Origin of the sequence: Paraburkholderia sp. J69-1 (genome assembly GCF_905220255.1) — a bacterium.
Lineage (GTDB): Bacteria > Pseudomonadota > Gammaproteobacteria > Burkholderiales > Burkholderiaceae > Paraburkholderia.
Genome location: NZ_CAJMZG010000005.1, coordinates 422027 through 447610, shown reverse-complemented (window position 1 = coordinate 447610; position 25584 = coordinate 422027). Strand labels below are relative to the sequence as shown.

The 25584-nt window shown below is 59.8% G+C and carries 22 protein-coding genes and 1 pseudogene; 11 read left to right on the top strand and 12 right to left on the bottom strand.

Annotated features, from left to right (window positions below):
- Positions 1 to 106: 106 nt before the first annotated feature.
- Positions 107 to 1273 (bottom strand): porin, encoded by a 1167-nt coding sequence (locus U5A67_RS12170; RefSeq protein WP_205982244.1) that lies wholly within the window; start codon positions 1271 to 1273, stop codon positions 107 to 109.
- Positions 1274 to 2044: 771 nt separating this feature from the next.
- On the opposite strand from U5A67_RS12170, the gene U5A67_RS12165 reads away from it, so the two are divergent.
- Positions 2045 to 2533, top strand: coding sequence for a GNAT family N-acetyltransferase (locus tag U5A67_RS12165; protein WP_321814207.1), 489 nt, complete (start codon positions 2045 to 2047; stop codon positions 2531 to 2533).
- Positions 2534 to 2985: 452 nt separating this feature from the next.
- On the top strand, positions 2986 to 3546 hold the full coding sequence (locus tag U5A67_RS12160) for a DUF2844 domain-containing protein (protein ID WP_321814206.1): 561 nt from the start codon (positions 2986 to 2988) through the stop codon (positions 3544 to 3546).
- On the opposite strand, the gene U5A67_RS12155 is transcribed toward U5A67_RS12160, so the two are convergent.
- A complete protein-coding gene (locus tag U5A67_RS12155; RefSeq protein ID WP_321814205.1) occupies positions 3536 to 3946 on the bottom strand; it encodes a hypothetical protein in 411 nt (136 codons plus the stop codon). The two genes, U5A67_RS12160 and U5A67_RS12155, sit on opposite strands and share 11 nt — an antisense overlap.
- Between U5A67_RS12155 and U5A67_RS12150 the strand changes: the two genes are divergently transcribed.
- Positions 3927 to 5027 carry a DUF3443 family protein gene (locus U5A67_RS12150; protein ID WP_321959699.1) on the top strand — a complete coding sequence of 367 codons (1101 nt, stop codon included), beginning with the start codon at positions 3927 to 3929 and terminating at the stop codon, positions 5025 to 5027. The two genes, U5A67_RS12155 and U5A67_RS12150, sit on opposite strands and share 20 nt — an antisense overlap.
- 718 nt (positions 5028 to 5745) lie before the next feature.
- Here U5A67_RS12150 and U5A67_RS12145 read toward each other — a convergent pair.
- Positions 5746 to 6150 (bottom strand): CBS domain-containing protein, encoded by a 405-nt coding sequence (locus U5A67_RS12145; protein ID WP_321814203.1) that lies wholly within the window; start codon positions 6148 to 6150, stop codon positions 5746 to 5748.
- A gap of 315 nt (positions 6151 to 6465) precedes the next feature.
- On the opposite strand from U5A67_RS12145, the gene rpsU reads away from it, so the two are divergent.
- The 5 genes from rpsU to U5A67_RS12120 all read left to right on the top strand — a co-directional run bounded on the left by rpsU (position 6466) and on the right by U5A67_RS12120 (position 10010).
- Positions 6466 to 6678, top strand: coding sequence for a 30S ribosomal protein S21 (gene rpsU, locus U5A67_RS12140; protein WP_205982238.1), 213 nt, complete (start codon positions 6466 to 6468; stop codon positions 6676 to 6678).
- 324 nt (positions 6679 to 7002) lie between these two features.
- Entirely contained in the window at positions 7003 to 7206 is a 204-nt protein-coding gene (locus U5A67_RS12135; RefSeq protein WP_065065051.1) for a cold-shock protein, read from the top strand.
- Positions 7207 to 7481: 275 nt separating this feature from the next.
- On the top strand, positions 7482 to 7706 hold the full coding sequence (locus tag U5A67_RS12130) for a hypothetical protein (RefSeq protein WP_205982237.1): 225 nt from the start codon (positions 7482 to 7484) through the stop codon (positions 7704 to 7706).
- Between the two features lie 146 nt (positions 7707 to 7852).
- A complete protein-coding gene (locus U5A67_RS12125) occupies positions 7853 to 8185 on the top strand; it encodes a hypothetical protein (protein ID WP_321814202.1) in 333 nt (110 codons plus the stop codon).
- 160 nt (positions 8186 to 8345) lie between these two features.
- Positions 8346 to 10010 (top strand): ABC-F family ATP-binding cassette domain-containing protein, encoded by a 1665-nt coding sequence (locus tag U5A67_RS12120; RefSeq protein WP_321814201.1) that lies wholly within the window; start codon positions 8346 to 8348, stop codon positions 10008 to 10010.
- Positions 10011 to 10027: 17 nt separating this feature from the next.
- Here the strand turns inward: U5A67_RS12120 and U5A67_RS12115 are convergent, their stop codons facing one another.
- Positions 10028 to 10387, bottom strand: a complete 360-nt coding sequence (locus U5A67_RS12115; RefSeq protein ID WP_321814200.1) for an H-NS histone family protein — start codon at positions 10385 to 10387, stop codon at positions 10028 to 10030.
- A gap of 183 nt (positions 10388 to 10570) precedes the next feature.
- Here U5A67_RS12115 and U5A67_RS12110 point away from each other — a divergent pair, with 183 nt between their 5' ends.
- Positions 10571 to 11197: a helix-turn-helix domain-containing protein gene (locus U5A67_RS12110; RefSeq protein ID WP_321814199.1), complete on the top strand. Its 627-nt coding sequence runs from the start codon at positions 10571 to 10573 to the stop codon at positions 11195 to 11197.
- 136 nt (positions 11198 to 11333) lie between these two features.
- Here the strand turns inward: U5A67_RS12110 and U5A67_RS12105 are convergent, their stop codons facing one another.
- From U5A67_RS12105 to U5A67_RS12070, 8 genes and pseudogenes are all read right to left on the bottom strand, one after another.
- Complete coding sequence (locus tag U5A67_RS12105) at positions 11334 to 12047, bottom strand: hypothetical protein (RefSeq protein ID WP_321959698.1); 714 nt, start codon at positions 12045 to 12047, stop codon at positions 11334 to 11336.
- 14 nt (positions 12048 to 12061) lie between these two features.
- On the bottom strand, positions 12062 to 13219 hold the full coding sequence (locus tag U5A67_RS12100; RefSeq protein WP_321814197.1) for a hypothetical protein: 1158 nt from the start codon (positions 13217 to 13219) through the stop codon (positions 12062 to 12064).
- A gap of 156 nt (positions 13220 to 13375) precedes the next feature.
- Positions 13376 to 17158 carry a tubulin-like doman-containing protein gene (locus U5A67_RS12095; protein ID WP_321814196.1) on the bottom strand — a complete coding sequence of 1261 codons (3783 nt, stop codon included), beginning with the start codon at positions 17156 to 17158 and terminating at the stop codon, positions 13376 to 13378.
- Positions 17159 to 17227: 69 nt separating this feature from the next.
- Positions 17228 to 17662 carry a hypothetical protein gene (locus tag U5A67_RS12090; protein WP_321814195.1) on the bottom strand — a complete coding sequence of 145 codons (435 nt, stop codon included), beginning with the start codon at positions 17660 to 17662 and terminating at the stop codon, positions 17228 to 17230.
- Positions 17663 to 17708: 46 nt separating this feature from the next.
- The gene (locus U5A67_RS12085) at positions 17709 to 19187 is read right to left on the bottom strand and encodes a hypothetical protein (protein ID WP_321814194.1); all 1479 of its coding nucleotides are present in this window, start codon (positions 19185 to 19187) and stop codon (positions 17709 to 17711) included.
- Positions 19184 to 20671 carry a hypothetical protein gene (locus U5A67_RS12080; RefSeq protein ID WP_321814193.1) on the bottom strand — a complete coding sequence of 496 codons (1488 nt, stop codon included), beginning with the start codon at positions 20669 to 20671 and terminating at the stop codon, positions 19184 to 19186. The genes U5A67_RS12085 and U5A67_RS12080 overlap by 4 nt, the downstream gene beginning before the upstream one ends.
- A 586-nt stretch (positions 20672 to 21257) precedes the next feature.
- Positions 21258 to 21790 (bottom strand): annotated as a pseudogene (locus tag U5A67_RS12075) (SDR family oxidoreductase); the annotation flags it as partial.
- Positions 21791 to 21830: 40 nt separating this feature from the next.
- The gene (locus U5A67_RS12070; protein ID WP_321814192.1) at positions 21831 to 22430 is read right to left on the bottom strand and encodes a lysozyme inhibitor LprI family protein; all 600 of its coding nucleotides are present in this window, start codon (positions 22428 to 22430) and stop codon (positions 21831 to 21833) included.
- 669 nt (positions 22431 to 23099) lie between these two features.
- On the opposite strand from U5A67_RS12070, the gene U5A67_RS12065 reads away from it, so the two are divergent.
- Together U5A67_RS12065 and U5A67_RS12060 are read left to right on the top strand one after the other, a co-directional pair.
- Complete coding sequence (locus tag U5A67_RS12065; RefSeq protein WP_321814191.1) at positions 23100 to 24923, top strand: AAA family ATPase; 1824 nt, start codon at positions 23100 to 23102, stop codon at positions 24921 to 24923.
- 3 nt (positions 24924 to 24926) lie between these two features.
- Complete coding sequence (locus U5A67_RS12060; RefSeq protein WP_321814190.1) at positions 24927 to 25571, top strand: 4Fe-4S single cluster domain-containing protein; 645 nt, start codon at positions 24927 to 24929, stop codon at positions 25569 to 25571.
- Positions 25572 to 25584: the final 13 nt, after the last annotated feature.

Genomic DNA, 25584 nt, shown 5'->3' with positions numbered 1-25584 from the left:
GTTATTCCGGGTCGATGCCAGTCAGGACAGTCGAGGTTCAATCGCGGAGGGCATCTGTGCCGGAGTCATGCAGCCATGACTCCGGCAACCTGCACCAGCGATTAGATTAGAAGGCGTGATACATGCCGATATTGGCTTGAATCTGGTTGCCACCCGATGCGGTGTTACCAAAGTCAGCAACCGAAGCCTGAGCGCCCAACGCGTGAACATAGGCACCCATCACATAGACCGAGGTGCTCTTCGACAGCGCATACGTAGCGCCCAGCGACACCTGGTTGATCGAGGCCATCGTGCGGCCCTGGGTCGATTGATCAGGCGTGGCCGCCGAACCGTAGACGTACGTGTATTCGGTCGCCAGTGAAAGCGCCGGGGTGACCTGATACTGCAGAAGACCCGCGAACACGTTGAAGTGAATCGACGGTTGACCGTTGAAACCCTCGTACTGTGCGTTCGAGTAACGCAGGCCAGCCGTGTACGGACCGAACTGGTATTGACCCGCGACTTGAGCAATGCCCGCGCTCTTGAACGCATTGCCACCGTAGTAGCCCGAGCTAGGATAGCCCAGCGCGCCGCCGAACGACGGCTGTGCCGTTGCGTTTTCCCAGCCGCTCTCGCCTTGATTCACGGCACGGAAGTAGCCGCCAGCCGCGGTCAACCCGCCTTGAACGTAATCCGCTGCCACCGACCACGATTGGCCCGAGCCCATTGCGCCGGCAACGCCACCGAACGAGTACGCGCCTTCAACCTGCAAGCCGTGGAAAACCGGCGAAATGTATTTGACGGCGTTGTTCTGGTTCGTCGTGTTGTCGTTGTTGTCGACGTCGCCCGGGGTCGAGAATGCCGCTGCCGAAATGCCGTCGCCCGTGAGGCCTTGAATCATTTCCGTCACAGCATCGATCTGGCGACCCAGACGCACCGTACCGTATTCGTCCGATGCGAGGCCTACGTAAGCCTGACGGTTGAACAGCGAACGCGTGGAGCCAATAGGACCTTGGCCGTTAATTTTGCCGGTGCCGATGTTAAAACCATTTTCGAGCTTGAAGACTGCCTTGAGGCCGCCGCCGAGATCTTCCTGTCCTTTGAGGCCCCACTTGTTCGAGCCTGCCGCACCGCCGTCCTGGCTCACCTTGCTGTGACCGCCGACGTTCGAGGTATAGCCGATACCTGCGTCGAGCATGCCGTACAAAGTGACCGACGACTGCGCCATGGCTGCCGAGGATGCTGCGAAAGCAGCCACAGCGATAACGCTGAGTTTGATGTTGTTGTTCTTCATCTGTGTTCCACTGCCTGATGTAATTATTTGATTGAAATGGTTTTTTTAATGCAGATGACGGCGCACAGAGTGCACGTCGCCTCAAGTCGCAATGGCCAGCGTCGTATTGACGAGCGCAGCCGATGCAACTTATTCACTTCGCCATCCTTACAATTTTATGCAGGCAAGCGCCACGCGTCGCTACCTGTGTCTCCCAACTGGAACAGCCGCGTCATTAGCTGAATGACGACCGCTTGTTTACCTACGTTGTTACCGCACCGTGGACTGATCATGAGCCGGATCTTCTACTCCCGGCACATTCGCCCTGCCTTCCAGTTCCAGCGGCATTTCACCGTCGATCACGTAGAAAAACATCGCTTCTGCGTGCGTGGTGACCTGCCCCCTTCCCACGTAAAGAAACGATATCAGGAACAAAATTCGGCGTCAAAATTTGTTTGATAGAAGTAAATCTCGTTTGATGCAAGGACATTTTGGCGAAATTTTCGCTATAGGAGAAAACACCAAGAGAGGGCGTCAGCAAGATCTGCGCAGTCGGACAAAGACAGTCGATCGGCTCGTACCGCGATTGAAATGGGGCGTCGACGAACAGGCAGACCGCGCGTGGCGGCGCCCGTCGTTTTTGAGGCAGTCAACCGGCCATTTTGAGGGTGCTAGACTCGATCCAGCCGCGCGTGATGCGGCCCGCTGGCCGGGACGATCCTGCGCCAGCAAGGTTGCGCACGACCGTTTTAAGCCCCTCGGCAGACTCGAAATAAAGGAACCACGCCCTGTATGAATATCCGCCCGGCAGTCGAATCTGATTTTGAAGCCATCTGGCCGATTTTCCAGCAAGTGATCAGCAACGGGGACACCTATGTGTTTGCCCCCGATACATCGCACGAGGACGCTTTTACCTACTGGTTCGGACCCGGCGTTGTCTCTTACGTAGCGCAGGAGGATGGCCAGATCGTCGGTTTCTATAAGCTGATTCCCAACACGCGCGACCTGGGCAACCACGTCGCCAACGCGTCGTTCATGGTCTCGCCTGGTCACAGCGGCAAAGGCATTGGTCAGCAATTGGGATTGCACTGCCTGCAGGAGGCCCGCAAGGCCGGTTATGAGGCGATGCAATTCAACTTTGTGGTCAGCACCAATACGGCTGCGGTCGCTCTCTGGCAGAAACTGGGTTTTTCGATTGTGGGAACACTGCCAAGCGTTTTCCGCCACCCAAAATTGGGCTATGTCGACGCCTACGTCATGCATCGCTTCCTGACTGATTAGGCATAACGCGCGACGGCCCGCAGGCCAACAGGAAAGACAAAGTAAGGAACGACTCGATAAATACCGCTATATCGATCGATTTCGCGGCGGAAGAATCCCCGATCCTTTTATCTGGATGCGCTTCCCATCATATTCCAGACGCTGAAGACCTTTGGGTAGACGGAATATCCGATCATCAGCGATAAGCCAGGTTTTCTGGGGCTGAATGAATGATTCTTCTTGTGTAGAATCGCGCGATTGATTCGTTGCATGCTCAATTAATATTGCGCCGCCGCGGCCGGATTTCCGGCTGCATGCAACATTGAATCGTCATTGTTGACATCGACAATTCGAATATCGCGCGAAAAATAGCCGTCGTGCCCATCGAAAGCCGGCATTCGCCTCAGCGATGAGCACACGAACAAAAATACCGTATTTATCATCCCGTTTCCCGTTTGTCAGGAGAGATTCCCGTGAATCGCTTGCGTTGTGCGGCGGCTGTGTCAGCCGTCATGCCCGCCGTCCCTCATACGTCCGCGACCACGCGGGCCGCGGCACGGATCGCCGTGCTGGTATTGGGCAGCGTGTTCTGCGCCGGCGCCCATGCCGCCCTCGGCGGTCAGCCGACGCTCCCGATGACCAGCGTCCGGACCTCTGAAGCCGTCGCGCTGAAGGCCACGAGCAGCACGTCTTCGACCTCGTCCACCAGCACCTCCACCACGTACACGGTACGCGAATCGACGCTCGACAACGGCGTGACCGAACGCGAATACCTGAATGTCGACGGCACGGTGTTCGCGCTGGCGTGGGACGGCCCCTTCATTCCCGATCTGCGCTCCTTCATGGGGAGCACGATCTTCTCCGAATACGTGGCCGCGCTGCAAAGCCAGACCAACCGGCAGCGCAACGGTGGCGTGAATATCAGCACCGATGATTTCGTCGTGCAGGTGCAAGGCCATCAACGGCACTTCCACGGCCGCGCCTGGCTGCCGTCACTGTTGCCGACCGACCTCAGCACGTCGGTCATCCAGTAACTGACGCATCGGTAACGTGCAGCGTTTGCGCGGCTGGTGTCCTCTTCCGCTTTCGTTTTTCTCGCCATAGTCCAGTCATGACGACAATGTCTTTCCTCGCGGTATTCGCCTGCGCTATCGCGCTCCTGGCGAGTCCTTTCCCTGCCAGCCGCGCCTCGTTCCAACGCGCGTTCGTACTGGCGCCGCGTCGCACTGTCGCCCGGATCGCAGCGTGTGGTCTGGTGCTTGCACTGGCGGCCTGCGGCGGTGGCGGTTCGTCGGACGGCTCAAGCAGTTCCTCCAGTTCGAGCGACTCGTCGAGTTCATCGAGTTCGTCAAGCTCATCGACCTCGACGGGGACGACGGCATCCGCGAGCGTGAGCAACTCAATGACGGTGACGGTGGAGAAAAGCCTCAGCAACTACCCGAACCTGCCCTTCGTCACGGTGACCGTCTGCGCGCCCGGCACCAGTACCTGCGACACGATCGATCACGTGCTGCTGGATACCGGTTCCACCGGCCTGCGCGTGCTGGCGTCGAAGCTGAGTTCGACGACGCTGGCCGGCATGAGCCGCGAGCAATTGTCGTCGGGATATTACATCGATGAATGCAGCCAGTTCGTCAGCGGCTATACCTGGGGCTCGGTGCGTCTGGCTGATGTAGAACTGGGCAGCGAGACGGCGTCGAGCGTTCCGATCGAGGTGATCGCCGATTCGGCGGCCGGCTCGGCACCGTCGTCATGCGCAAGCGCCGGTACAAACATGGGCACCGTCAGCCAGTTGGGCGCGTACGGCATTCTGGGCGTGCAAGGGCAGATCCGCGACTGCGGGCAATCGTGTGCGAGCACCGCGCTGCCGCTCTACTACGCCTGTTCGAGCGGCTCGGGTTGCTCGACGGAGAGCGCCGTACCTTTGACCCAGCAGGTGACCAATCCAGTCAGCATGCTCACCAACGACAATAACGGCATCGTCCTTTCGATGCCGAGTGTGTCGGACAGCGGCCAGGCGAGCGCGACCGGAACGCTCTATCTCGGCGTCGGCACGCAGTCGGACAATACCCTGACGTCGCTGAGCACGATTGCGCTCGACGCGAACTTCGAGTTCACCGCAACCTACGGCGGCACCGCCAACCAGTACAGCTTCATCGACTCCGGCACAAACTTCCTGTACTTCCAGGACAGCTCGCTGACGCAGTGCACGGGCACCTATAGCGGCTATTACTGTCCGTCGTCGGTGCAGACCGAATCCGTGACGTTCGCGCCCAACAGCGGCGCCAGCAGTTCCAGCGGCTCCTATACCGGCACGTTCAAGGTTGGCAATGTGAATACGCTGCTGAGCAGCAGCGGCGTCTATGCGTTTAACGATATCGGCGTGTACGGTCTCGTCGAGGACGGCCTGGATTTCGGCATGCCGTTCTTTTATGGCCGCTATGTGGTGATCACGAATGAAAGTTCGTCGGGTGCCGGCGATGCATCCGCTGCTTTCGGATCGAACGGCGCATAACGATGGATGGCGCCTGGGGTGCCAGGGTGCGGGACGTCGCGCCCCGGCAGCCTTACTGCCCGTGATTAGCCGGTTTTATGGGCGAATTTAATGGACATGCTTTAAACGACGCCATGCCCGACTATGAGAAGCCCCGCTGGTTAAAGGATTTAATACGCTTTTTGCCTTTGAAAAGTCAGTTCGTCCTGTCCGGGAATGCTCGCGACCCGCAGGCCTGCGCGGTGGCGCCGCGGGCGACAGGCTTCTCATCGAACGCGCGATGGGTATTGGCGAGGTGCAGCTCAAAGTGACAGGCGACTCACACGCTGAGTTCATTTCTACGCAGAATCGGCGTTCGCTGCACTGAACGCCTCTGCGCCTGGCACCTTGTCGGGTCCGGTGTTGCGGTCAGGCCGCCCGATCTGCATGCGGCACGACGATTGCCCCGTGAGGGCCGGGACCATCACCGGGGCCACCCTGGCCGCCTCCGGGTCCGCCAGGGCCGCCGGGTCCTCCACCAGGCGGCGGGCCCCAGAAACACCCACTCAATGAACTGGCTACTGCGACCAGGATCGCGAGCGTCACAAGCTTCCTCATAGTCTCTCCTTCGCCGGTTGACTGGACGTCGTCGACTACGACCGCGTTTCGGTTTGCCGACGCGACACGTTTAACCTTAGCATCATCAAACGCCTCGCGTGTGCGCCCTTGTTTCCGAACGAACGAGGCGGCCGTCGACTACTTACTGTCGCGGATAAGACCGCAGAATATCCCGCCAGCTGACAATGCCAATCGGAACGAATTCAGCGTTCACGATGGGGATACACGAAATCGAATTCTCGAGAAATAACTGGATCGCTTCTTCTACCCCGGCGTCCGCACCGAGTGTCAACGGCTTTCGGCTCATGATCTGATGAACGCGCCTCGTCAGTGTCCCCAGATCCCGCTTCGTCTCCACCACGCTGTCGATGAAGGGGCTCAACGCACGCAGGAGGTCTCGATCGGACACCACACCTTGCAGCTTTCTGTCCTCGACCACCAGCAGGTGATGGAACCCGGTCTGCTCAAAGATCTCCTTGACGGTTTCAAGCGTGTCGTCGAAACCCACCGTGACCAGGCGCGTGGTCATGAGGTCTGCCATTTTCATTGCCCGTCTTCTCCGCTGCTGTTTATCCGCTATAAATTGAACCAACCGCCGACGTCGGGCACCGAAACGCGGTGCTGGCGCGATCCATGCGATCGAGGTTTTGGACCTATTTTACGGCCTCGCACCCGCGCCCAACGCTACATCCGGTCGATTACTCCACGCGAAAGCAGCAACAATTGCTACACTTGCGGCGCTGCGAGGTGCAAGCACCAGCGTCTCTGCTGCTCACCACGATCCGCCTGATCGCTGCCAGTCAAGGAAAATGGCATCCACATCGCCCTTTTCCCTGCTGCCGGATCTCAACAAAGGAATGAGTTGACTACCGTAATTCTGAAACCCGACGAACCCGTGGACGTCGCACTGCGCCGCTTCCGTCGCGCAATCGAGCGCACTGGCCTGATTCAGGAACTGCGTTCCCGCACGGCCTATGAAAAGCCTACGACCGAACGCAAGCGCAAGAAGGCGGCTGCGGTCGCACGCGTGCGCAAGCTGGCCAAGCGGTCGATGCCGCCGAAAAAGCGCTACTGATCGAAGCGATGGAGCGCGGCCCTGATAAAGCGGCCGCCCATCGCGCAAGCAGGGTTGCACACGTGCCGCGCCCGATGAGGCGCGCGGGCAATCGGGGCCGCATCGCTCATTGACTCGAACGAACGCTCGGCGGAACAGTTACAAGATAATTCTTGACGCTGATACGCTCATGCGGTTAGTGTGTCGTTCGAAGGTCAAGAAGTTCGATTGCTGTTCATCAATTGCTCGCTCCTCAGCGGTATTCGTGGTCACCTCCCTCCTTGTCGCTTCACACGTTCTCTTTATTGAGCGAACTTTCGTATTTTTTTACCTCAAGGATTTTCCATGGAAACCGGTACCGTTAAGTGGTTCAACGACAGCAAGGGCTTTGGCTTCATCACCCCGGACAAGGGTGGCGACGACCTGTTCGCTCATTTCTCGGAAATCAAGACCGACGGCTTCAAGACGCTCGCTGAAAACCAGAAAGTGAGCTTCGAAACGAAGCAAGGCCCGAAGGGTCTGCAAGCGGCTAACATCAAGCCGCTGTAAAGTTTGAAGGACCCGGCTTCCGACAACGGACGCCGGGTTGCAGCGACACCCTCGCGGAGCATAAGTCTCCCAAAGTTGGCGCGATCGCCCTCGGCTGCCCTGTATCGAGCAGCTCGGCCCGACGCCATACGCCTCGTTGCACCTCATTCTCCCCTTCGGCTCTTACGCCTTTTTGTTTTCCGACTACTCCAGATTCGGCTCGCAGTGGCTTTGAATCAGCTCGCCTGTGCTCGTATCGCACGACACACGCGCATTCGGATACTAATAAAATTAAAATGCAAACCAATCAAATTCACCAATACAACGGCTACGCCGTTACACCGTCCGCGCATCGTTTGGCCGACGGGTGCTTTTCATCCAACCTGATGCTCGAACGCACCAATAGTGCGCACGCCGACGGTTGCTATCAGTTCTATTCGCTCGACTACTTCGCAACGGAAGAACAGGCGCTGCAGCACTCGACACGCTGGGCGCGCAACTGGGTCGATACGCGCGGATAACGCGATTTCCGCTTGACTTCAGACTCACTCGCCATGTGTGGTGAAAATACCAAAGTCAGATCATCGTATTTTTGAAACGGATTTTTCGCGGGCCATCATCAAGCAACGAACTTTAAATCAGGTTTGTCGCCGAATGGGGACTCGTCATGGGCAGCGCGCTGATTTGGGCTGCAATCCCTCACAACAGTGATGGGGTGGTGTTTCAGGTCCGCGTCATTCGCGGACTTCAGCGTTTTCATCTCGCACGCCGGGCGCTCGAGGAAGTTTTTGGCCTCGAGCCTCGCGCATCGGATGCGCGGCAACTCGAACTCTTCTATCAGCACGCGCCTTATATCCTGAGCCAGGCCATGCGAAAACGTCCGCTCGCGAGTGCCGATACCGCGGCGCTGCAGGCAGCCGATTTCACCGCTTTCATCGAAGCGGAACAGAGCGAAACCCAGTACCTTCCGGAAACGCCTGGGTATCTAGCTGCCGACTGAAGCGCTTTCGGTGAGGCCTGCCGTGTAGCCGATAATCATGGCCAATAAGCACGACCAATAAACGCGGCCAAAACGGCCGTCAAGCGCAGGGGGCTCAGAAAAGAGACCGCCCCGCGCGCCCGGTCGGCTATCATGCCATTCCTCTCCGAAGTAGCTTCTTATGATTTCCGTCCGTAATGTCACGCTGCGCCGCGGCGTCAAGGTCGTGCTCGACAGCGCCTCCGTCACCTTTACCCCTGGCGAAAAGATCGGCCTGGTCGGCCGCAATGGCGCCGGCAAATCGTCATTCTTCGCGCTTCTCAACGGCACGCTGCACGAAGACAGCGGCGAGTTCTCGATCCCGGCTGCCTGGAAAATGGGCCAGGTCGCGCAGGATATGCCGGAAACCGAGCAAGGCGCGACGGACTTCGTGGTCGAGGGTGACACCGTCCTGCTGGCCGCCCAGGCCGAAGTCGCCGCCGCCGAGGCCAGCGACGACGGCATGCGCATGGCGCACGCGTACATGGCCCTGCACGACGCCGGCGCGCACGACGCGTCCGCACGCGCCCAGGCGCTGATTCAGGGGCTCGGCTTTACGGCCGCGCAGCTTGACCAGCCGGTCAGCAGTTTCTCCGGCGGCTGGCGCATGCGACTGCAACTGGCGCGCGCGCTGATGTGCCCGTCCGACTTGCTGCTGCTCGACGAACCGACCAACCACCTGGACCTCGATGCACTGGTCTGGCTGGAGGCCTGGCTCAAACGCTATCAGGGTACGCTCGTGGTGATCAGCCACGACCGCGAATTCCTCGACGCGGTCACGCAGGTGACGGTGCACGTCGACAACGCCAAGCTCGTGCGCTACGGCGGCAACTACAGCAAGTTCGAAGACATGCGTGCCGAGCAGCTGGAGTTGCAGCAGGCCGCGCTCGCCAGGCAGGCGGACAAGATCGCGCATCTGCAGAAGTTCATCGACCGTTTCAAGGCCAAGGCCTCGAAGGCAAAGCAGGCGCAGAGCCGCGTCAAAGCACTCGAACGCATGGAGAAAATCGCACCGGTGCTTGCGGAAGCCGAGTTCAACTTCGAGTTCAAGGAGCCGCTCAACGTCCCGAACCCGCTGTTGTCGATGCTCGACGCGAGTTTCGGTTATCCCGCGCCGGAAGACGCAGAGCCGGGCACGCCGCCTACGGTTATCGTGCGGGGCATCAATCGCTCCGTGCTGGCCGGGCAGCGCATCGGCATTCTCGGTGCCAACGGCCAGGGCAAGTCGACGCTGGTGAAAACGGTCGCGCACGCGCTGAAGCCGATTGCCGGCGAAATCAGCGAGGGCAAGGGCCTGAACATCGGCTATTTCGCGCAGCAGGAACTCGACGTCCTGCGCCCGCAAGACACGCCGATGGAGCATATGATCCGCCTTGCCAGGGACACGCCGCCGAGCATGCGCGCGCCGGGTCAGAGCGGCACGGAACAATCGCTGCGCACCTTCCTCGGCACCTTCAATTTCAGCGGCGACACGGTGCACCAGGCCGTTCACACGATGAGCGGCGGCGAAAAGGCTCGCCTCGTGCTGTGCATGATCGTGTGGCAGCGCCCCAACCTGCTGCTGCTCGACGAGCCGACCAACCACCTCGACCTCGCTACGCGCGAAGCGCTCGCCATGGCGCTCAATGAATTCGAGGGCACGGTGATGCTGGTCAGTCACGACCGGGCGCTGCTGCGCGCGGTCTGCGACGAGTTCTGGCTGGTCACCAAGGGTGGCGTCGAACCCTTCGATGGCGATCTGGATGATTACCAGCAATTCCTGCGCGACGAAGCCCGTCGTATGCGCGAGCAGGCTGACGCGGCGTAAAGGACGGCGTCTGCGATTCAGCGCAGAATTTCGTCAGAGGCGTTCGATCGATTCGAGCGCCCTCTCGCATCTGTCCCAACGCCATCGGGCTGAGGGACAAGAAAGTCGTTATAGCTTTTGTTCCGTATCCACGACGGCGCGCGTCCGCGGCCGGTCCATGTCGCGCCTGTGACGGGGTCCTGATACTTCATCTGAAGCGGTCGGGTGTTATAGCGGCCGCGCCGGTCGACACGCAACTGGTTCGGCACGAGATTGAAGAAGTTCATCACCTGGCGGATGTGCTCGATCGCGGCTTTCTGCTCCTGTTGCCAGGCAACTGAAATTCGCTCATCGAGTCGCACGAGTTGCTGCTTCAACACGCTCACCTTGCTATTCATGCTCGCTTTCCGTAATTCATGGCCTGGTTAGTGCATTGCACACCCTGCATCACACACCCAGTCTTTTGCCGATATCCGCGCCCTGCCTCACAGGGACGCAACCCTTACATTGACGTATCAATTGATATGCGAATGTAATAATATCCATTTGAAATTTAAATATCAACTGATATCCTTGCGGCCATGAAAGCGGCGTCCTCCCCACCGCGGCTGAGCCGCGAAGCCAGTCAATTGCAGACTCGAACCCATTTGCTTGCTGCGGCGAAGCGCTTATTCGTCGAGCGAGGGTTCGGCGCAACATCGCTCAGGGACATTGCGTCCGAGGCCGGTTATACGCAGGGTGCTTTCTATTCGAATTTCGCCAGCAAAGAAGAGCTGTTCGTGGAATTGATGCGAGAGCGCTCAACGACGCAAGTCACCGACATTGCGCGGGCGCTCAGTGACCCATCGGCCTCGGCGGAAGACATATTGAACGCGCTGGAGATCTGGGCGCAGACGCTTGACGCTGAACCCGAGTGGTCGGTGCTAGGCGTGGAGTTCAAGCTTCAAGGCCAGCGCAGCCCCGTGTTTGCCGCGGCCTCGGAGGAACTGCTCAACGCTCACCGCGATGGCCTTGCCTGGTGCATCACGCAGATTTTCGCCAGAATGAAAAAGGTCCCGCCAGAATCGCCCACTGTGCTGGCCGCGTCCTTCATGGGGCTCTCGCAAGGACTCGCATTGCAGCGAACGCTGCTCGCCGAAGCGCCCATTGGACGCATGATCATGATGTTCTTGCGCAGCCTGCTGGCCGCTGCGCCGCCGGTGCGCTGAGTTTGATTTTTATGGGCTATAGCGGGCAGGCGGCGCTCCCGCGAATGCCCGTCAGAAACGCCCGATATCGATAGCAGCGGCGTGCCGCTCATCTGGATCTGCAACCGGGAGCGATGCCCTGCTCCCGATTGCGCACTCACATTGCAGCAACCAGCGTCACCTGGCCTTGATCGTCCAGCACCACCTGCGTGCGCAGATCGCGTGTAGCAGCCAGGCGCCCATTGACGTAAAGGTTGGTCTTCATGGCATAAACGCCTTGCGAAACGCCCTGCGGCAGCGTCAACTCAAACGAGTTCTCAAACTTGCCGGCGGATGCATTCTGCGTTTCGAGTGGCTTGGTGCCGTTCTTGAACGGTTCGCCCTTCGGATCGAGCAGCACAATCTGCTCTTTTACATCGTTGATCTGCTGATTGCGGCCATTAACGAGTTCCGCTTCGGTAGTGACCGTAAACGGTTTGCCGCGCACAGCGCGGTTATTAACCTGGACGTTATAGGCAACGACCTGCGGTTGCGGCGGCAACGTGCCGCGTCGCGCGATGTAATCGTGATCGACTTCAGCCGCGGTACGCACCTGCCGCGATCGCACATTCACGGCATAGCAGCCCGCACCGACCAGCACACCGCCCGCAGCCGCGCCGATCAACGCCCCCTTGGTGCCGCCAGCCAATGCGCCGATCAAGGCACCGACCGCCGCCCCCGCCGCCGCCGATGTACCGACCGAACACGGATCTGTACTCGTCGCAGCGGCGTCGCCCGGTGTTGCACCGTTTTGCGGCGGCACGGCGCAACCGGCTAGCAGGCAGGTGATGACGGCCGGGACCACCAACCGTTTGCAGGACTTCTCGAACATGTTCAATACCCCGTTCATTTGATTGTTGTGTCGTCTTCGAGCACCTGACGCTCACGATCGCGTACCACACGCGCCAGTGCATCGATGCGCGGATTGTCCGGATTCAGGCGCCGTGCAGTATCCAGATAGGTTTTGGCCGCATCGAAGCGACCTTGTGCCAACGCCGTTTGCGCATCGCGAATGAATTGCTGCGCGGCAAGGGCTTCGCCACTCGCCCCGGATGAGGGAACCGTCGAGGGATGCACAGCCTGAGCCACGGGCGCCTGCAAAATGGGCGCTTGCGCAGCAGAAGCCGGCGCGGCTTGATCCGTCGATGTAACGGCCGGAACGGTGGTCGCAATCGCAGCGGCCTGTGCGCGCAGCGACGGCAATACTTGCCGGAAACGATCTAGACGCGCGAGTTCGTTGAGCGCTTCCGTGGCTGCTTCTGTATTGCCTGCAGCAATCGCGGTGCGGGCCTGCTGCTCGGCGGTATCGGCTGCAGTACTCGCCTGTTCGACCTGATCCTTGAGCTGGTTCGCGTCCGGCGTGCCTGCACAGGCCAGCGGCAACTGGTTCAGACCACTGACCGCCGCGCTCAGGCGGCCGTCGTGCAACCGCGACATCACCGCGTTATAGGCACGCGAGCACTGCGCGTGTACGGACGCCGCCGCCGACTCTGCGTTGGTCACGAGCGTCTGAAAGGCCGTCGCCTTCGCTTCGAGATTGCCGGTGCAACTGGCTGCGGCCAGTTTGCCCTGCTGCGCCGCGCCCGCGAGATCTCCGCTCTGCAAAAGCTTTGTGCCCGCATCGATTTGCTGGTTGCAGGCGGCCTCGTGCTTGCTCGCACCTCGTCCAATCAACATCAGCACGACGACGATTGCACCCGCACCGAGTGCGATATTGCGCAGCCACTTGCGCGGCCGCTTCGCCTGGCCCTTCTGCACGGGCTGAGGCGCTTCTTTCTGCGGCGCTGCTTTCGCCCTCGCCTGACGCTCCTGCTTCACGGTTACCGCAGGCGCTTTCTCTGCATCGCGCGACGGCGTCTTTTCGGCGCGCCCGTTCGCCTTTCGCTGTTGAGGCTGTTGCGGTTGCGCGCGTTCCTGATCGGGCTCGGGCGCGACTGCCGCGGCGCCTTTTTCTCGTGCCGGTACAGGCTCCTCGACCTGAGCTGAGACGACGGCTTGAGCCACAGCGAGCTCGACCGGCACTTCACCGGTCGTGGTCCCGCAAAACGGACAGAACGCAACTGTCCCGAACAAACGTTTATCGCATTGAATACAGTTTTTCACGGCGTTTTCCTGCTAATCGCATGCCGGGCAGCAAGCCCGGCGCTGTTCTTCACGCCTTCACAGCGGCAAAGGGGGCGCACCCGGCATCAAGGGCGGCGGCATCATTTGCGGCTGCGACGCCCCCATCAACTCGGCAAAAGTGGCCAATTCGACCCACTCTGCAAGCCCCGAGCGCCAGACCTTGGTAGCCGGCAGCGCGATTTGTCCGGCTTGCACGAACTGCACGACCTGCTGGGCGTTATACGGTCCAAACTGTTGGCCATTGATGCCGAGCAGATACTGATGCGCAACGGGCGGCAACGCGCCGGGCGCGGGCGGCAGTCCCGGCGGCGTAGCCACCAGCGGTGGGGGTGCAAAAACTGGCGGCGGGGCAACCGGAGCCGGAGCCGGCGCCGCCATCGGCAAATACGGCGAAGGTGCTATCGCAGCCACGGGCGCGGCCGCCTGCTGCTGCAACAGGTCGTTGAACCCACCAGGCACGAGACGCTCCGGGCGCAACGCAAACTTCAGACGCGGTACCTGATCTTCGTTCGGTTCGCGCACTTCCCAGTCATAGGCATCCGCGTCCGAGTCGCCGATCACCGAGGCCCACGACGGCAGATCATCGAGCAGCCGTCGCTCATGGCGGTCGAGCTCCGCCTCGCTCACCCCCTTGCGACGGGCGCTATCACGCAGATCCCGCTTCGCTTCGCCGGCAATGGCGCTGGCGAAACCTTTGCGCACCTGCTCCGCGCCTGTCGAATCGGATACCAGCTTGGGCGTGTACACCGCCGTTTCGTAGTAGCAGCACAGCGCGGCAAGCGCACTTGTCTGCAATGCATCGAGATCGGCGAGCGCTTCCTGCACGCGGTTGACGATGCCCGCACGATACGTCACCGGCAGGCCGTTCTGGCGAATTGCCCGCTCGTTGCCAATGCGGCGCACGTCGCCCCGCGCCACGGCGAACTGATACTGCCCCGGCGGCGTCACGCGTTGCGTCGCGCGTGTGAGCGTACCGAGCATGATGGCGAGGAGATACTGTTTGAAGTCCTCGGCCAGACGACTGATTTCGTCGGTACTCGGTGCCATCGGATGGCTGAATTGCGTCGAGTCGATATGCGCGTGCGTCGGGCTCTTTTCGGATTCCTTTCGATAACTCGTGCGCCAGCCTTCGAGCCCGCGCAGCACCGTCATCGGTACGCCGGAGAGTTCGCTGTAACAGACCGCGCGACCCGGCAAGCCGGTCTCGACAATCGAAATCTGCGCGGGCGTGATGCCTGCATGAGTCGGTACGCTCGCATCGATTTCCGCACCGAACTTGCGGCGGAATTCATCGGCACCATTCACGCCGATAAAGCATTTGTACTGGTCCGCATTGAGCATGAAATCTCCGCCCAGATTGGCGTCGATCCAGGGCATCGCACAAGCCAGCAGCTTGCGGAAGTATTCGCCCCGCTGTCCGGGCGACATCTGATCCAAGGCATCGAGCAACGGATCGACCACTTCGCTGCCCGTGTCGGCCGCGCCCAGCACGCTGAGCTGGCGCTCGGCCATACGCTTGATCTTGAGAAGAATTTCACTGCGCTGCTCGGCGTCGGCGAGCATCGGGAACAAGACCTTGGAGCCGCCGATATCCTTGAACGCGTCGTCAGCCCATTCACGCAATTGCGGCGCGGCGGGCATCGGCACATCGCGCAATGTGGCCGGCACCACGATCAGGGTGCTGTGCTGCTTGGTCAGATCCTGCTGCAGAATCGCATTGGCGCTCTGCAAATCCCTGAGCATGCCGAGCACCTGATCGCGCCCAGACTGGAATTCGCCGACCTGACCACTCCAAACCGCACGCCCCTGCGCGTCGATACCCGTTTTGCGGCCGAGCCAGGCAGACACATCCTGCATCAGTTGTGCGGCTTCGCTGGCCGCTTTGGCGCGCAGGTGGAACTTGAGCGCGTTGGCCATTTCGATGCGCAAGTGATCCAGCACCGTGTTTGCCTGCTTGTCGCCGCCGCCCAGACCGAACAGGCCCGAACGCGTTTGCGCAAGATTGTCGAGCAGACGCTCGTATTCGCGGCTGCGCACCGCTTCCTTGATTTCGCGGTAACGCTCCGCGTTCAACTCCAGCGCAGCGATCAGGCCCGTGCCCTGCGCCTCCAGGCGGTCCTTGATCTGCTCGACCAGCGAAAGCACGTATTCGAGGCCGCCAAATTCCTTGTTGTCGAGGTAAGCGTACAGCTGATCGCTGACCGTCTTCTTGATGCGCTCGAAGATTTCACGGCGGCGCTTGCTGACACGATCCTCAGTCGTATCTGCAGTCGAGTCCTGGTCGCGCACGGCGTCGCGTTCAAGCTGCTTCATCGCCTCACGCAGATGCGTGGGCCATTCGGCCCGCTGAAAACCGCTTCGAATAGCGTTGATCTGCGCGTTGACACGCTGTTCGATGCCTGCCAGAAGCAAGCCGTTCTTGTCCTGCAACAAATCGCTCGTAATCGCGAAGTCGGTGAATTCGCCGCTCGAGCGTTGCAACTCGATGCTCTTGTCGGAGAACTCCGGAAATTCGCTGAACGGCATCGGGCGCAGCGCGACGTGTGCCGCGAGGAACTCGTCGCGCTGCTTGTCCGTCGCGCGATTGGCGCCAAGATCGCCGCTACCGACACCGAAGAATGCCTGCAGCATCGCGCCGGCCCAGCGATGGGCAAGCTCGTCGCGGCGCGCTTCCTGACGCGTGTCGAGCGTGGCATGGCCGAACGCCGAAAAGCGCTTCGAATAAGACAGGCGCATGTCCGCGAAGCGGTTGCGCGGCACCAGCGCATCGTGCAGAAAATTCTTGTGCTGTGCCTGATTCACCGCGACCGAGCGTTTGCGCCGCGCAAAATCGCCCGAGGCGAAATCCTCAAACAGCGCGTCTGCAACCATGTGATAGACATCGTTGATGTCCTTCGTATTCTGTTGCGCGAGGTTGCCCGAATCGATGAGATACACCTCGCCATACGGCTCGCGCGGCAGCTCCGGCTGATCGTAGGCATCCCAGCGGCCCACATAGCCTTTGTTGCCCATCATCGCCGACTCGAGCTCCATCAACGCGGCGTAGCCATTTGCCGCCGTGCGATCCTTGTTCTTGTCGGCATAGCCCGTCGGCAGAAACAGCATCAATTCGACGTCGGCGTGACCAACTTCCGTTTTCGCGAGCCAGCGCGAGAGCAAACCCACATCGAGGAACGCGCCGGAACCCGTTCCACCAGCAACCGATGCCACCACCACCACGCGAAACTTGCTGGTTTCCATGCGCAAACCGAGTTCCGCGAGCTGACGCTCGTGCGAAAGACCGGCTTTGAGCGTGCGCAGTTTAAGACGGATCTTGTCGCGCAGCTTCGTGTATTTGTCGAACAGATAGAGGCGCGAAACGGCGCGAATCTGACCCGCGCCTTTCGCCGGATCAATACCCAGCTCGCGGATCTTTTTTGGCGTCAGCGACAACCACTCTTTGACGTGAGGATATTTTTCCAGCGCATCATCGTCGCGGCTGTACTTGTCCATATCGAAGGTCTCGACGATCTTCTCGTCGTCGGAGAACTTGACGAGCGGAAACTGAAGATCGTCGGCCTGGGCGCGATTGAGCTCGACAATCGAGCCCGTGTCGAGATCGAACTGGATAAATTGCGCGACCGGGAAATCGGTCAGGCTGTCCACACGCGTGCGTTGTCCCGCGCCGCCCCACAACGTGTTGAGGATCCGCCGGCGCACGCGCATCAGCACTTCCATGCCTGTGCCGCCCAGACCAATGAACAGCGTCGGACGCAGTTCGATAGTCTGTTCCTGCTTGCCTGCGTCGGCGCCGATAGTTTGATTGATGGTGTCAGACATGGTGTCGCAATTCCCCGATTTGAAGCTGTCCGTAAAGCGCGTGTTGCAATGGTGTGAAGACGCGCCGGCTTACTTGCGACCCGACAGGATCATCAGCAGGATGGCGACGAGCGCGACTAGCCCCAGAGGCCCGACGATGAGCGGCGCAAGAAAGCGCGCCGGGTTCACCGCCGACAGTACGACACCGGTCGACAGGCTGGCTAGGAACACGAAGAGCCACCAGCCTGCAGCATTCGCCTTGTTCGGCGGAATACGTTTCGCGACGAGCGTATTAGCGTAGGCTCCACGCAGGAAGAAGAAGGCGATGAACAGCACCAGCAGAATGGCACCGCCGATCAGCAGATCGCGCGAGGACGTGTCGACATTCACGTTGGTCGTGGTCGAGGTGACGATCTCCGTTTGCGTCACGCTGCTGCCCGACACAGTGCCGCTGGCAGCGGGCGCGCTCTGGGTTTGCGGTGCGGGCAGTGCGAAGCCGCTCTGGTCTTTCTGTTCTTGCGCCATATTGGTCTCTACGTGCAGTTGAGTGTGTAATTTGAAATACGAGGTGTTATCGAAGCGATAACGTGTGACCGTCAGCGACCTGTGTCACCCTGGGGCGCCCCAGGCCCCGTCTGACGGTTCCGACCGGCGTGCCGTTTTCGTCGCGAATCTGCACGCTGGCAAACGGCTTGAGTACGACGTGTCGATGGGTATCGTTGACAACCAGCGGATAACGCCGGCTCCGGCCGGACAGCAGCGCGAGCGCCGCCAGCCCCCCAACGAGCGCCAGCACGCTGCAGATCGCCACGATCAGCGGCAGCAACGGATACTGGATACGCAAAACGACCGGAACCGTCGCCACGGAGCTGCGCACGCTGGAAGGCGCCGCGAAGATGTCGGAGATCGGATCGCCTGGGAAATCATGGGTGAGCTGCGCCTTGAAGTCGTCCGAAAGTGCGAGTTGCTGGTCGTCGAGTTCGAGGTTCACGCTCATCGGCATGAGAACCTGTTTTCCCATCGCCGCAAGCGCCTGCGGCGACCATGAAGACGGCACCTGCTCGACCGGCAACGTCAGATGGACCTGAACCGCCTTGCGCTCTCCGGGCAGCAGATCATCGACTGCCGCAGGACTGACATCGACCGGCACGGTGCGGCCGCCCTGCGTCAGCGTCGCAGCCACCGTAGCGTGCTTGATGACGTACGGATAAAACAGATTCTGCAATGACGCGCGCATGTCGATGGTCGGCACGACCTTGCCCGCATCCACGTCCAGCACCAGACTGCGCTGATCCGAACCAAGGCTCGGATGGACGTCCGGCGTATTCGCCACCGATTCCGGCACGATACGCACCGCGTCCATATCGAGTGGCTTCAGGCGGGCAGGCGGGCGCGTCAGGACTTGCGACAGGCGCCCCGCTTTCAGGATCCCGTCAAGCTCGCGGGCGGCTGGTTCGCCGTAGGCGAGCGCATAAACCATCATGCCCTGCGCCTGATATAGCTTGCCCTTGACCGACATACGCAGGGGGAACACCAGCGTCTTCGAAATCGATGGTTCGAGGTGCAGCAGCTTGTAAAAATCGAGGTTGCGCGCCGCCGTCGCCTGGTCGTTACCGGGACTGTTCCTGTTGTTCGTGAAGATCCAGACAATGCCCGGAGCCGAATGGAACGGGCCAGTAATGGTCTTGACGACAGCCTCTTTGAAATCGGTGTCAGCCAATGCTCCGCCTGCGGACTTTCGCGCGATGTCGAGCGTCGACAGCGCTGCGGCGAAACTCGCCGCGCCAGTGCCCGCCTTGAGCACGCGCGGCGAAACGTTATCGCCGCTGCTCTGGCTGAATGCCAGTAGAAAGGCTGGCTCATCGGCTGCTGTGACGGCATTTGCAACGGCTGTAACGAGCGGCTTGAACTGCGATGCAGGGTCCGTGTAGAAGGGCTCCATCCAGCCGGAGTTCTGCACCAGAAATGCCTGCTGGACACCGGCGGCAGATGCGCAGCCGAACGCACTCATCGCCATGGCGCCCATGGCGATGCGAAGCCAGCTTTTCATGCGAGTCTCCATCCTTCAATCTGGCGTGCCTGCGCGTGGTAGGCCCACAGCACGTTGTTGTGAATGAACAGGCGGATACGCCACGGCTCCTGAACTGACGCAAGCGCAAACGCCACGTCGTGATCGGTGTCCTCGAAGCACAACGTGTATTGAACGCGCTCCTTCGACTCGAGGGCATCGGCAATGCCGGACGCACTCATGAGCCGCAGGCCAATTACGGCTTCGCCAATCGACGACTCGAGCAACGGCACGATGAAGTCGCTCGAGGCCGTATCGTTGCTGTGCTCCGGCTCTTCCCACGGCGGCGAAGACGTTTTCGACGTAATGCGGAAATTCAGCTTGCCGGAACACAGGCGCAGCGTGGTGGCCTCCATCGGCGTCGCCTGAACGCGGTCGATACGCACCCAGACATAACGGTCGGCGGACGTGTCGAAACAGACTTGCCATAGCTCGCCACTGCGAGAAAGATAGGGGCTGCCGTAATCCAGATGCGGCACCACGTGCGCGGGCCATGGCTCGAAACTTACGCTCACGCTGTTGTCCGCAAGCTTTTGAAGACGCAACTGGCCGCTCCTGCATCCCCAGACCGCGACGCGGTTATAGGAAACCGGCAAGCCGATCTGTGAAACGTCGCATGCGCTACTCGAACTTGCATCCAGCTTGACCTCGATGTGTCCACCCTCACGCGGATCGACGCCAATGAAGCCGATCTCACCCGTAGCCGAGATAACCGGAACCCAGATGCGATTATCGAAGGCGATCGGCGCCCCCACCGCCCGCGCGCCGCCGATGTGCGCGACTTCATACGTCATTGAGGCTACGTCGAGCGTAATGCGCGCCAATCCAGCGTCCGTCGGTACGTACATCACCTGCGAGAGTTGGCCCTCAGACCTGGCCATTTCGGCACGCCAGGCGTGATGGGGCAACTCGCAGACTTCCACGAGGCCACCGCTGACGCTCTCCATGGATTGCCATCGGCGTGAGGCCGGCAACCAGGTGTACAAGGAACCTTTGACAGGATCGAACGCAATCAGTATTGCGGCCGATGTTCCAACTGAGACGGAGAAGAACTGATAGTCGCCTGGCGGCGGCATTTCCATGCTCTCGTCGGCATTGTTTTCAGGCACGCGCGACTTGGCGTCCTTCAACAGCAAACGGTGCGAGGTCCGGCGCAAGCCGCGAGCTTCCGACTGACTCGATGCGTCCACCAGGTCGTTACCCGATGGCGGTGCCCAGCCGGGAACAACGCTTTGTGCTTGCGCGCGCAACGGTTTTCCCGTTATCGGCGAATGAGAAAATTCAGGCGGAAAATGGCGCGGCGGCCCGGAATCGTCCGCCGTCGCGCCAAGCAGCGCGGCCACGTCGCCGCTCGCGAGCAGCGTAGATACAGGACGGCCAAGCGCCGTCCTCGTCAACACAAACGCATCATCGGACTGCTCCCATACCCCCGATGGCAGCAGCCATTCCCCGTCCTTCTCTTTCATTCTTTGCTCTCATTCGCTGCGTGACCGCCGAAACCTGCAAACGGTTTCAAGCTGTGCGATCTATCCGGCATAGCGAGTCGGCTTACGAGAATCACCGATCTCAATTTCAACGAATCATATCATCGGATTCGCGCAATTTATTCATGCCAATTACAAAATCGACGAACCAACCTGCACTAAAGTGCTAGCGGCCATTTCCGTCTTGTCGATGACATCTCGTTTAATGGGCTTTACGAAACCGGATATCGGCACGATTGCAAATTACTTGAGTGCGAAGAAGAATGGCTTTATTTTTCCTGTTTACGAACGCGCAAACGTTAGCGCCTACAATCAAATGAGCATTCTTACTTGCGGAGACATCGCAAAGGATCTGCGCATGGCTAATGCGGGGTGAAAATATTGAACGGCTGACAGCGTATGACTGGAGCCGTTCAAGGAAATTGCATGTCTGGTGCATGAAAAAATCTGCAACGGCCGCCCGTCGCACGATTGTGAGCAAAGGCCACCCCTCGATTTCGCCTATATTATTGTTTTAATTGAATAAATTTAGAAACGCATCACTCAGCCAACTTTCCGAACGCCCCACTCACAAATACTCCACATTGCCACCCACGCTAATCGCCTGGCCGGTAATATTGCGGCCCGCTGGCGAGGTGAGAAACAACGCGGTCGCCGCGATATCGTCGATGGTCACCATACGTCGCAGCGATATCTTCTTCAGATACTCCTCGCGCATTGTTGCGAATGGCAGACCCAGCGCATCAGCGCGCGCAGAGATTACGCGATTCATTCTCTCCCCTTCCACCACGCCGGGCAAAATCGCGTTCACTCGCATGTTGCCCGGCCCAAGTTCGACCGCCAGCGATTTCACGAGCCCCACAATCGCCCATTTTGTCGATGCATAAGGCGTTCTAAACGCATAGCCAAGCCGCCCCACCACCGAAGAAACAGCGACGATGCTCGCGCAATCCGACGACGCCTTGAGCACCGGCACCGCGCGCCTGAGAAAATAGAACTGACTGTCGAGATTAGTCGATATTGTGCGCACCCATTGTTCGGGATCATATCTTCGACACCGCCTGTAGGGCCCGCAATGCCAGCATTACTGACGAGCACATCGCAATGACTAACGTTAGCGACGCGGCCTCACCCGAACCAGCTACTGTTGAACAGTCGCGGCATCAGATGCGAGCAGCGGTTTTGAACCTAGAGAGCCTAAGAATTGCCCGATACGTGCGCCATATGCGTGGCGCAGGCAATCGAGATCTTTGTTACACATCTGTCTCGTGGCCAACCAATCAGATTCGCTCTGTTCGAGGGCTTTGGGATTGGATATGGTCTGAAGCGTTGAATGATAGAGCTCGTCCAGTTGCCGATCCATCGCTGCCAATCCAGCGTCACTGCATATTGCAGTTTCATCGTCTGCTGATGCTTTTGAGCAGTCGAAGCTCGTCTGAAATGTTCGCGGCAGGCCTGCCGGGCTCGTGGCAGGGGCCGACGCATCAGTACTTGCAGCGACCGTCGTGCTGGCTGGTGAGGAGGCGACGTCGCTACCCACGTCAGAAGCGGCAACCTCCGTCGGCACTGATGTATCAGCAGCAACGCTTGAGGAAGCTGCTATGGGAGTTTGGTCCACCGCAGATGCGCTGACTTCCGTTGCGCTCGCAACCACTTGATCGGACGCCGATGAAGGCGACGAGCTAAAAATCTTGCTTCCAACCCAGATGATCCCGGCAACGACGACAACGACGCCAATCAAGAAGGACCCACAACCGGACGACGACTCGACAGGCCGCTGCACTACCCCGGTATTACGGCTCCCGCAGCTCGGGCAACGCAAGGACAAATGCTTACCTCGCGGATACCAAGTATAGGCGCAGCTATGGCATTGATTTTGAGGACGCAAACTCATATTTCTTGGCTAATATTTTTGATTGGCAGCCTACCGCCACCCCCGTGGCTGCTGCGTTTGCGAGAAGTATAAGCCTCCATTCGGCCTCCGCTTCATCTTCTCCCCAAACTCTACCACCGCGCTCCCCCTACAAAGATGGCGCAGGCGGAGTTGGGCGCTCGTTAAACCACCTCGGAATTACGCGCTTGAGGCGCGTTGGGCCCGGTTTATTTTGCGAATCATCTACACCTCTGCCCATGATGGCGCTTTGTGCTGGCAGTAGCCCATGAACGACGCACCAAAAGAATAAACCGACTCGCTACTCCATATTAAAAACTTCCAGGCCCCGCTATTCAAGGCACACCACCGCTAGCCAGTGCTTGAGCGAGCAGCAATCGTTTTCCCGCGAGTTTGAACCGTGGCAGCACCTTCGTGCCGATTTACCTTACCGAAAATGCGCAAACTCATTCAAAACGCATTTTCACTACTTGGGCTTATGGTAACGTTTTGCTTTCTGCTCACGCGATTGCTGCAGCCATGTCCGCCTATGTAAAGCCCCGTTGGTTACGGGATTTGTTGCGATTTCTCCCTTTAAAAAGCCAGTTCGTTCTCTCGGGAAATGTCCGAGACCTGCAAGCGTGTGAAATCGCGCCAGACGTGGTAACAGCACAGCCGCTTGTCGGCATGTTGAGCTTAAACCTGCGCGTAGAGGGATATCAGCAGGTCGTTGTGTGGAACCCTGTAGCCGGCTTCACTGTCCCTGACAGCCATGTGCCGCCAACTGAGTCGGCAGACGATACCCTGCGACGCCTTGGCCTCACGGCGGTCGAAGGGGCCGCGCCTGGCGGTCTGGATGCACTGACGGCCTGTCTCGAGCGCCTCGCCACGCTACCCGGCGAACCTGTCGCGCTTGTGGTGGATTTCGCCTCGCGACTGGCGGTTCGGACGGAATCGCTGACCGCCGCCGAGCACAACCTTTTTACGCGTGCGCTCGTGCTGGCGCACACCGTCGCTCCTCGCCCCGCTGGCCAGCACCGTCGGCCATTCTTCAACACGGTTGTATGGGTCGTCGATAAAGAGGGAGACCTTCCGGACTGGATGCTCATCGAGAATCCGCGCATCCGTCACATCCCGGTTTCGAAACCCGACAGCATCGCGCGAAGCTCCCTGTCTTCCGCGCTCCTGCGCGGCGTTCCGGGTGCGCCGCAAGCTTCGCCGGAGATGCTCGCGGAAGCCAACAAGGCTTTCGTAGATGGCTGCGAAAGCCTTCTCCTCGCAGACATGAACGCCATTGCGACACTTGCACGGGTCGAAGGTGTCACCGTGGACAAAATCGCCGACGCAGTCCGGCGATACAAGGTTGGCGTAACCGAAGACCCCTGGCTGCAGATTGACCGCGAAAAGATACGCAACGCAGAGGCAACTGTCCGCCAGCGCGTCAAAGGCCAGTCGCACGCGGTCACGCACATGCTGGATCTCGTCAAGCGCGCAATGACGGGGGTGGGCTCACAGCGCAAGGGCAACCGCCCGCGCGGCGTCGCCTTCCTCGCAGGTCCCACCGGGGTCGGCAAGACCGAGCTGGCAAAAACGATTACGAGCTTGCTGTTTGGCGACGAAAGCGCATACATCCGCTTTGATATGTCGGAATTCAGCGCCGAGCACGCTGACCAGCGCCTCATTGGCGCGCCGCCGGGTTACGTTGGCTACGACGTCGGCGGCGAACTCACCAACGCCATCCGCGAACGGCCCTTCAGTGTCGTGCTGTTCGACGAAATCGAGAAAGCGCATCCACGCATTCTCGACAAGTTCCTCCAGATCCTGGACGACGGTGTGCTGACGTCGGGGCGCGGCGACCGCGTCTACTTCTCCGAAGCGCTGATCATCTTCACGTCCAACCTTGGCATCTATCGTCAGGATGAGTTCGGCGCTCGCGTGCCGAACGTGCTGCCCGGCGAGGACTTCGATGAGGTCCAGGAGAAGGTGCTCGGTGAAATTCAGCGGCACTTCAAACTCGTGCTGAACCGCCCGGAAATACTGAACCGCATCGGCGAGAACGTCATCGTCTTCGATTTCATCCGGGAAGACATTGCGCACGAGATCTTCGAGCAGATGGTACGTGCCGTCCTAGACGACATTCACACCCAGGAGGTAGCGGTCGAGTTGAAGGGTGAATCGCTGGACGCTCTGCGACGTCAATGCCTGGCTGATTTGTCCAACGGCGGGCGCGGGATCCGAAACCAGATTGAGGCTCGGCTCATCAATCCGCTGGCACGCGGCCTTTTCGACCATGATGCAAAGCCGGGCGACCGCTTTGCTATCACCGGCATTGATACTGGCGTGTTCCATCTGGAAAAGATGTAACCCATGAATATCCGGATTTCGCGCCTGCATTTCCCCGTCACGAGCCTCGGACCGGGGAAGCGCATCGGGATCTGGTTCCAGGGTTGCAGTATTCGCTGCCCGGGCTGTATCTCTGCGGACACGTGGGCAAACACGGGCGGCGAGACTACCGTCCAGGCGGTGATGGAGCAGCTTGAGAACTGGCTGCCTCATTCCGAGGGTGTCACCATTTCCGGCGGCGAGCCGTTCGAGCAACCCGACGCGCTATCCGCCCTGCTGTCGGCGCTGAGAAGTCGATGGCGCGGAGACGTACTCGTATATAGCGGGCACCCGTTCGAAGCGCTGACGGACAAGCTCACTGAAATGGACGGATTGGTCGATGCACTCATCACTGATCCGTTTGAGATACAGACACCGCACACGCGGCCACTGCGCGGAAGCGACAACCAGCGTCTTCACCTACTGACAGACGCTGGACGAGCCCGATTTGGCGTCTACGAGCGGGGGCTTGTCGAAAGCGACAAGTCACTGGACGTCATGTTTGACGAAGACGGAAGCGTCTGGTTCGCGGGGATACCGAACCGGAATGACTTTCAGCGTTTGAGAGACCTATTGATTGATCAGGGACACGAAGTCCGGATCAGCGCCGACAAGGCGAGAATCAGATAAGACAGGAAATGTC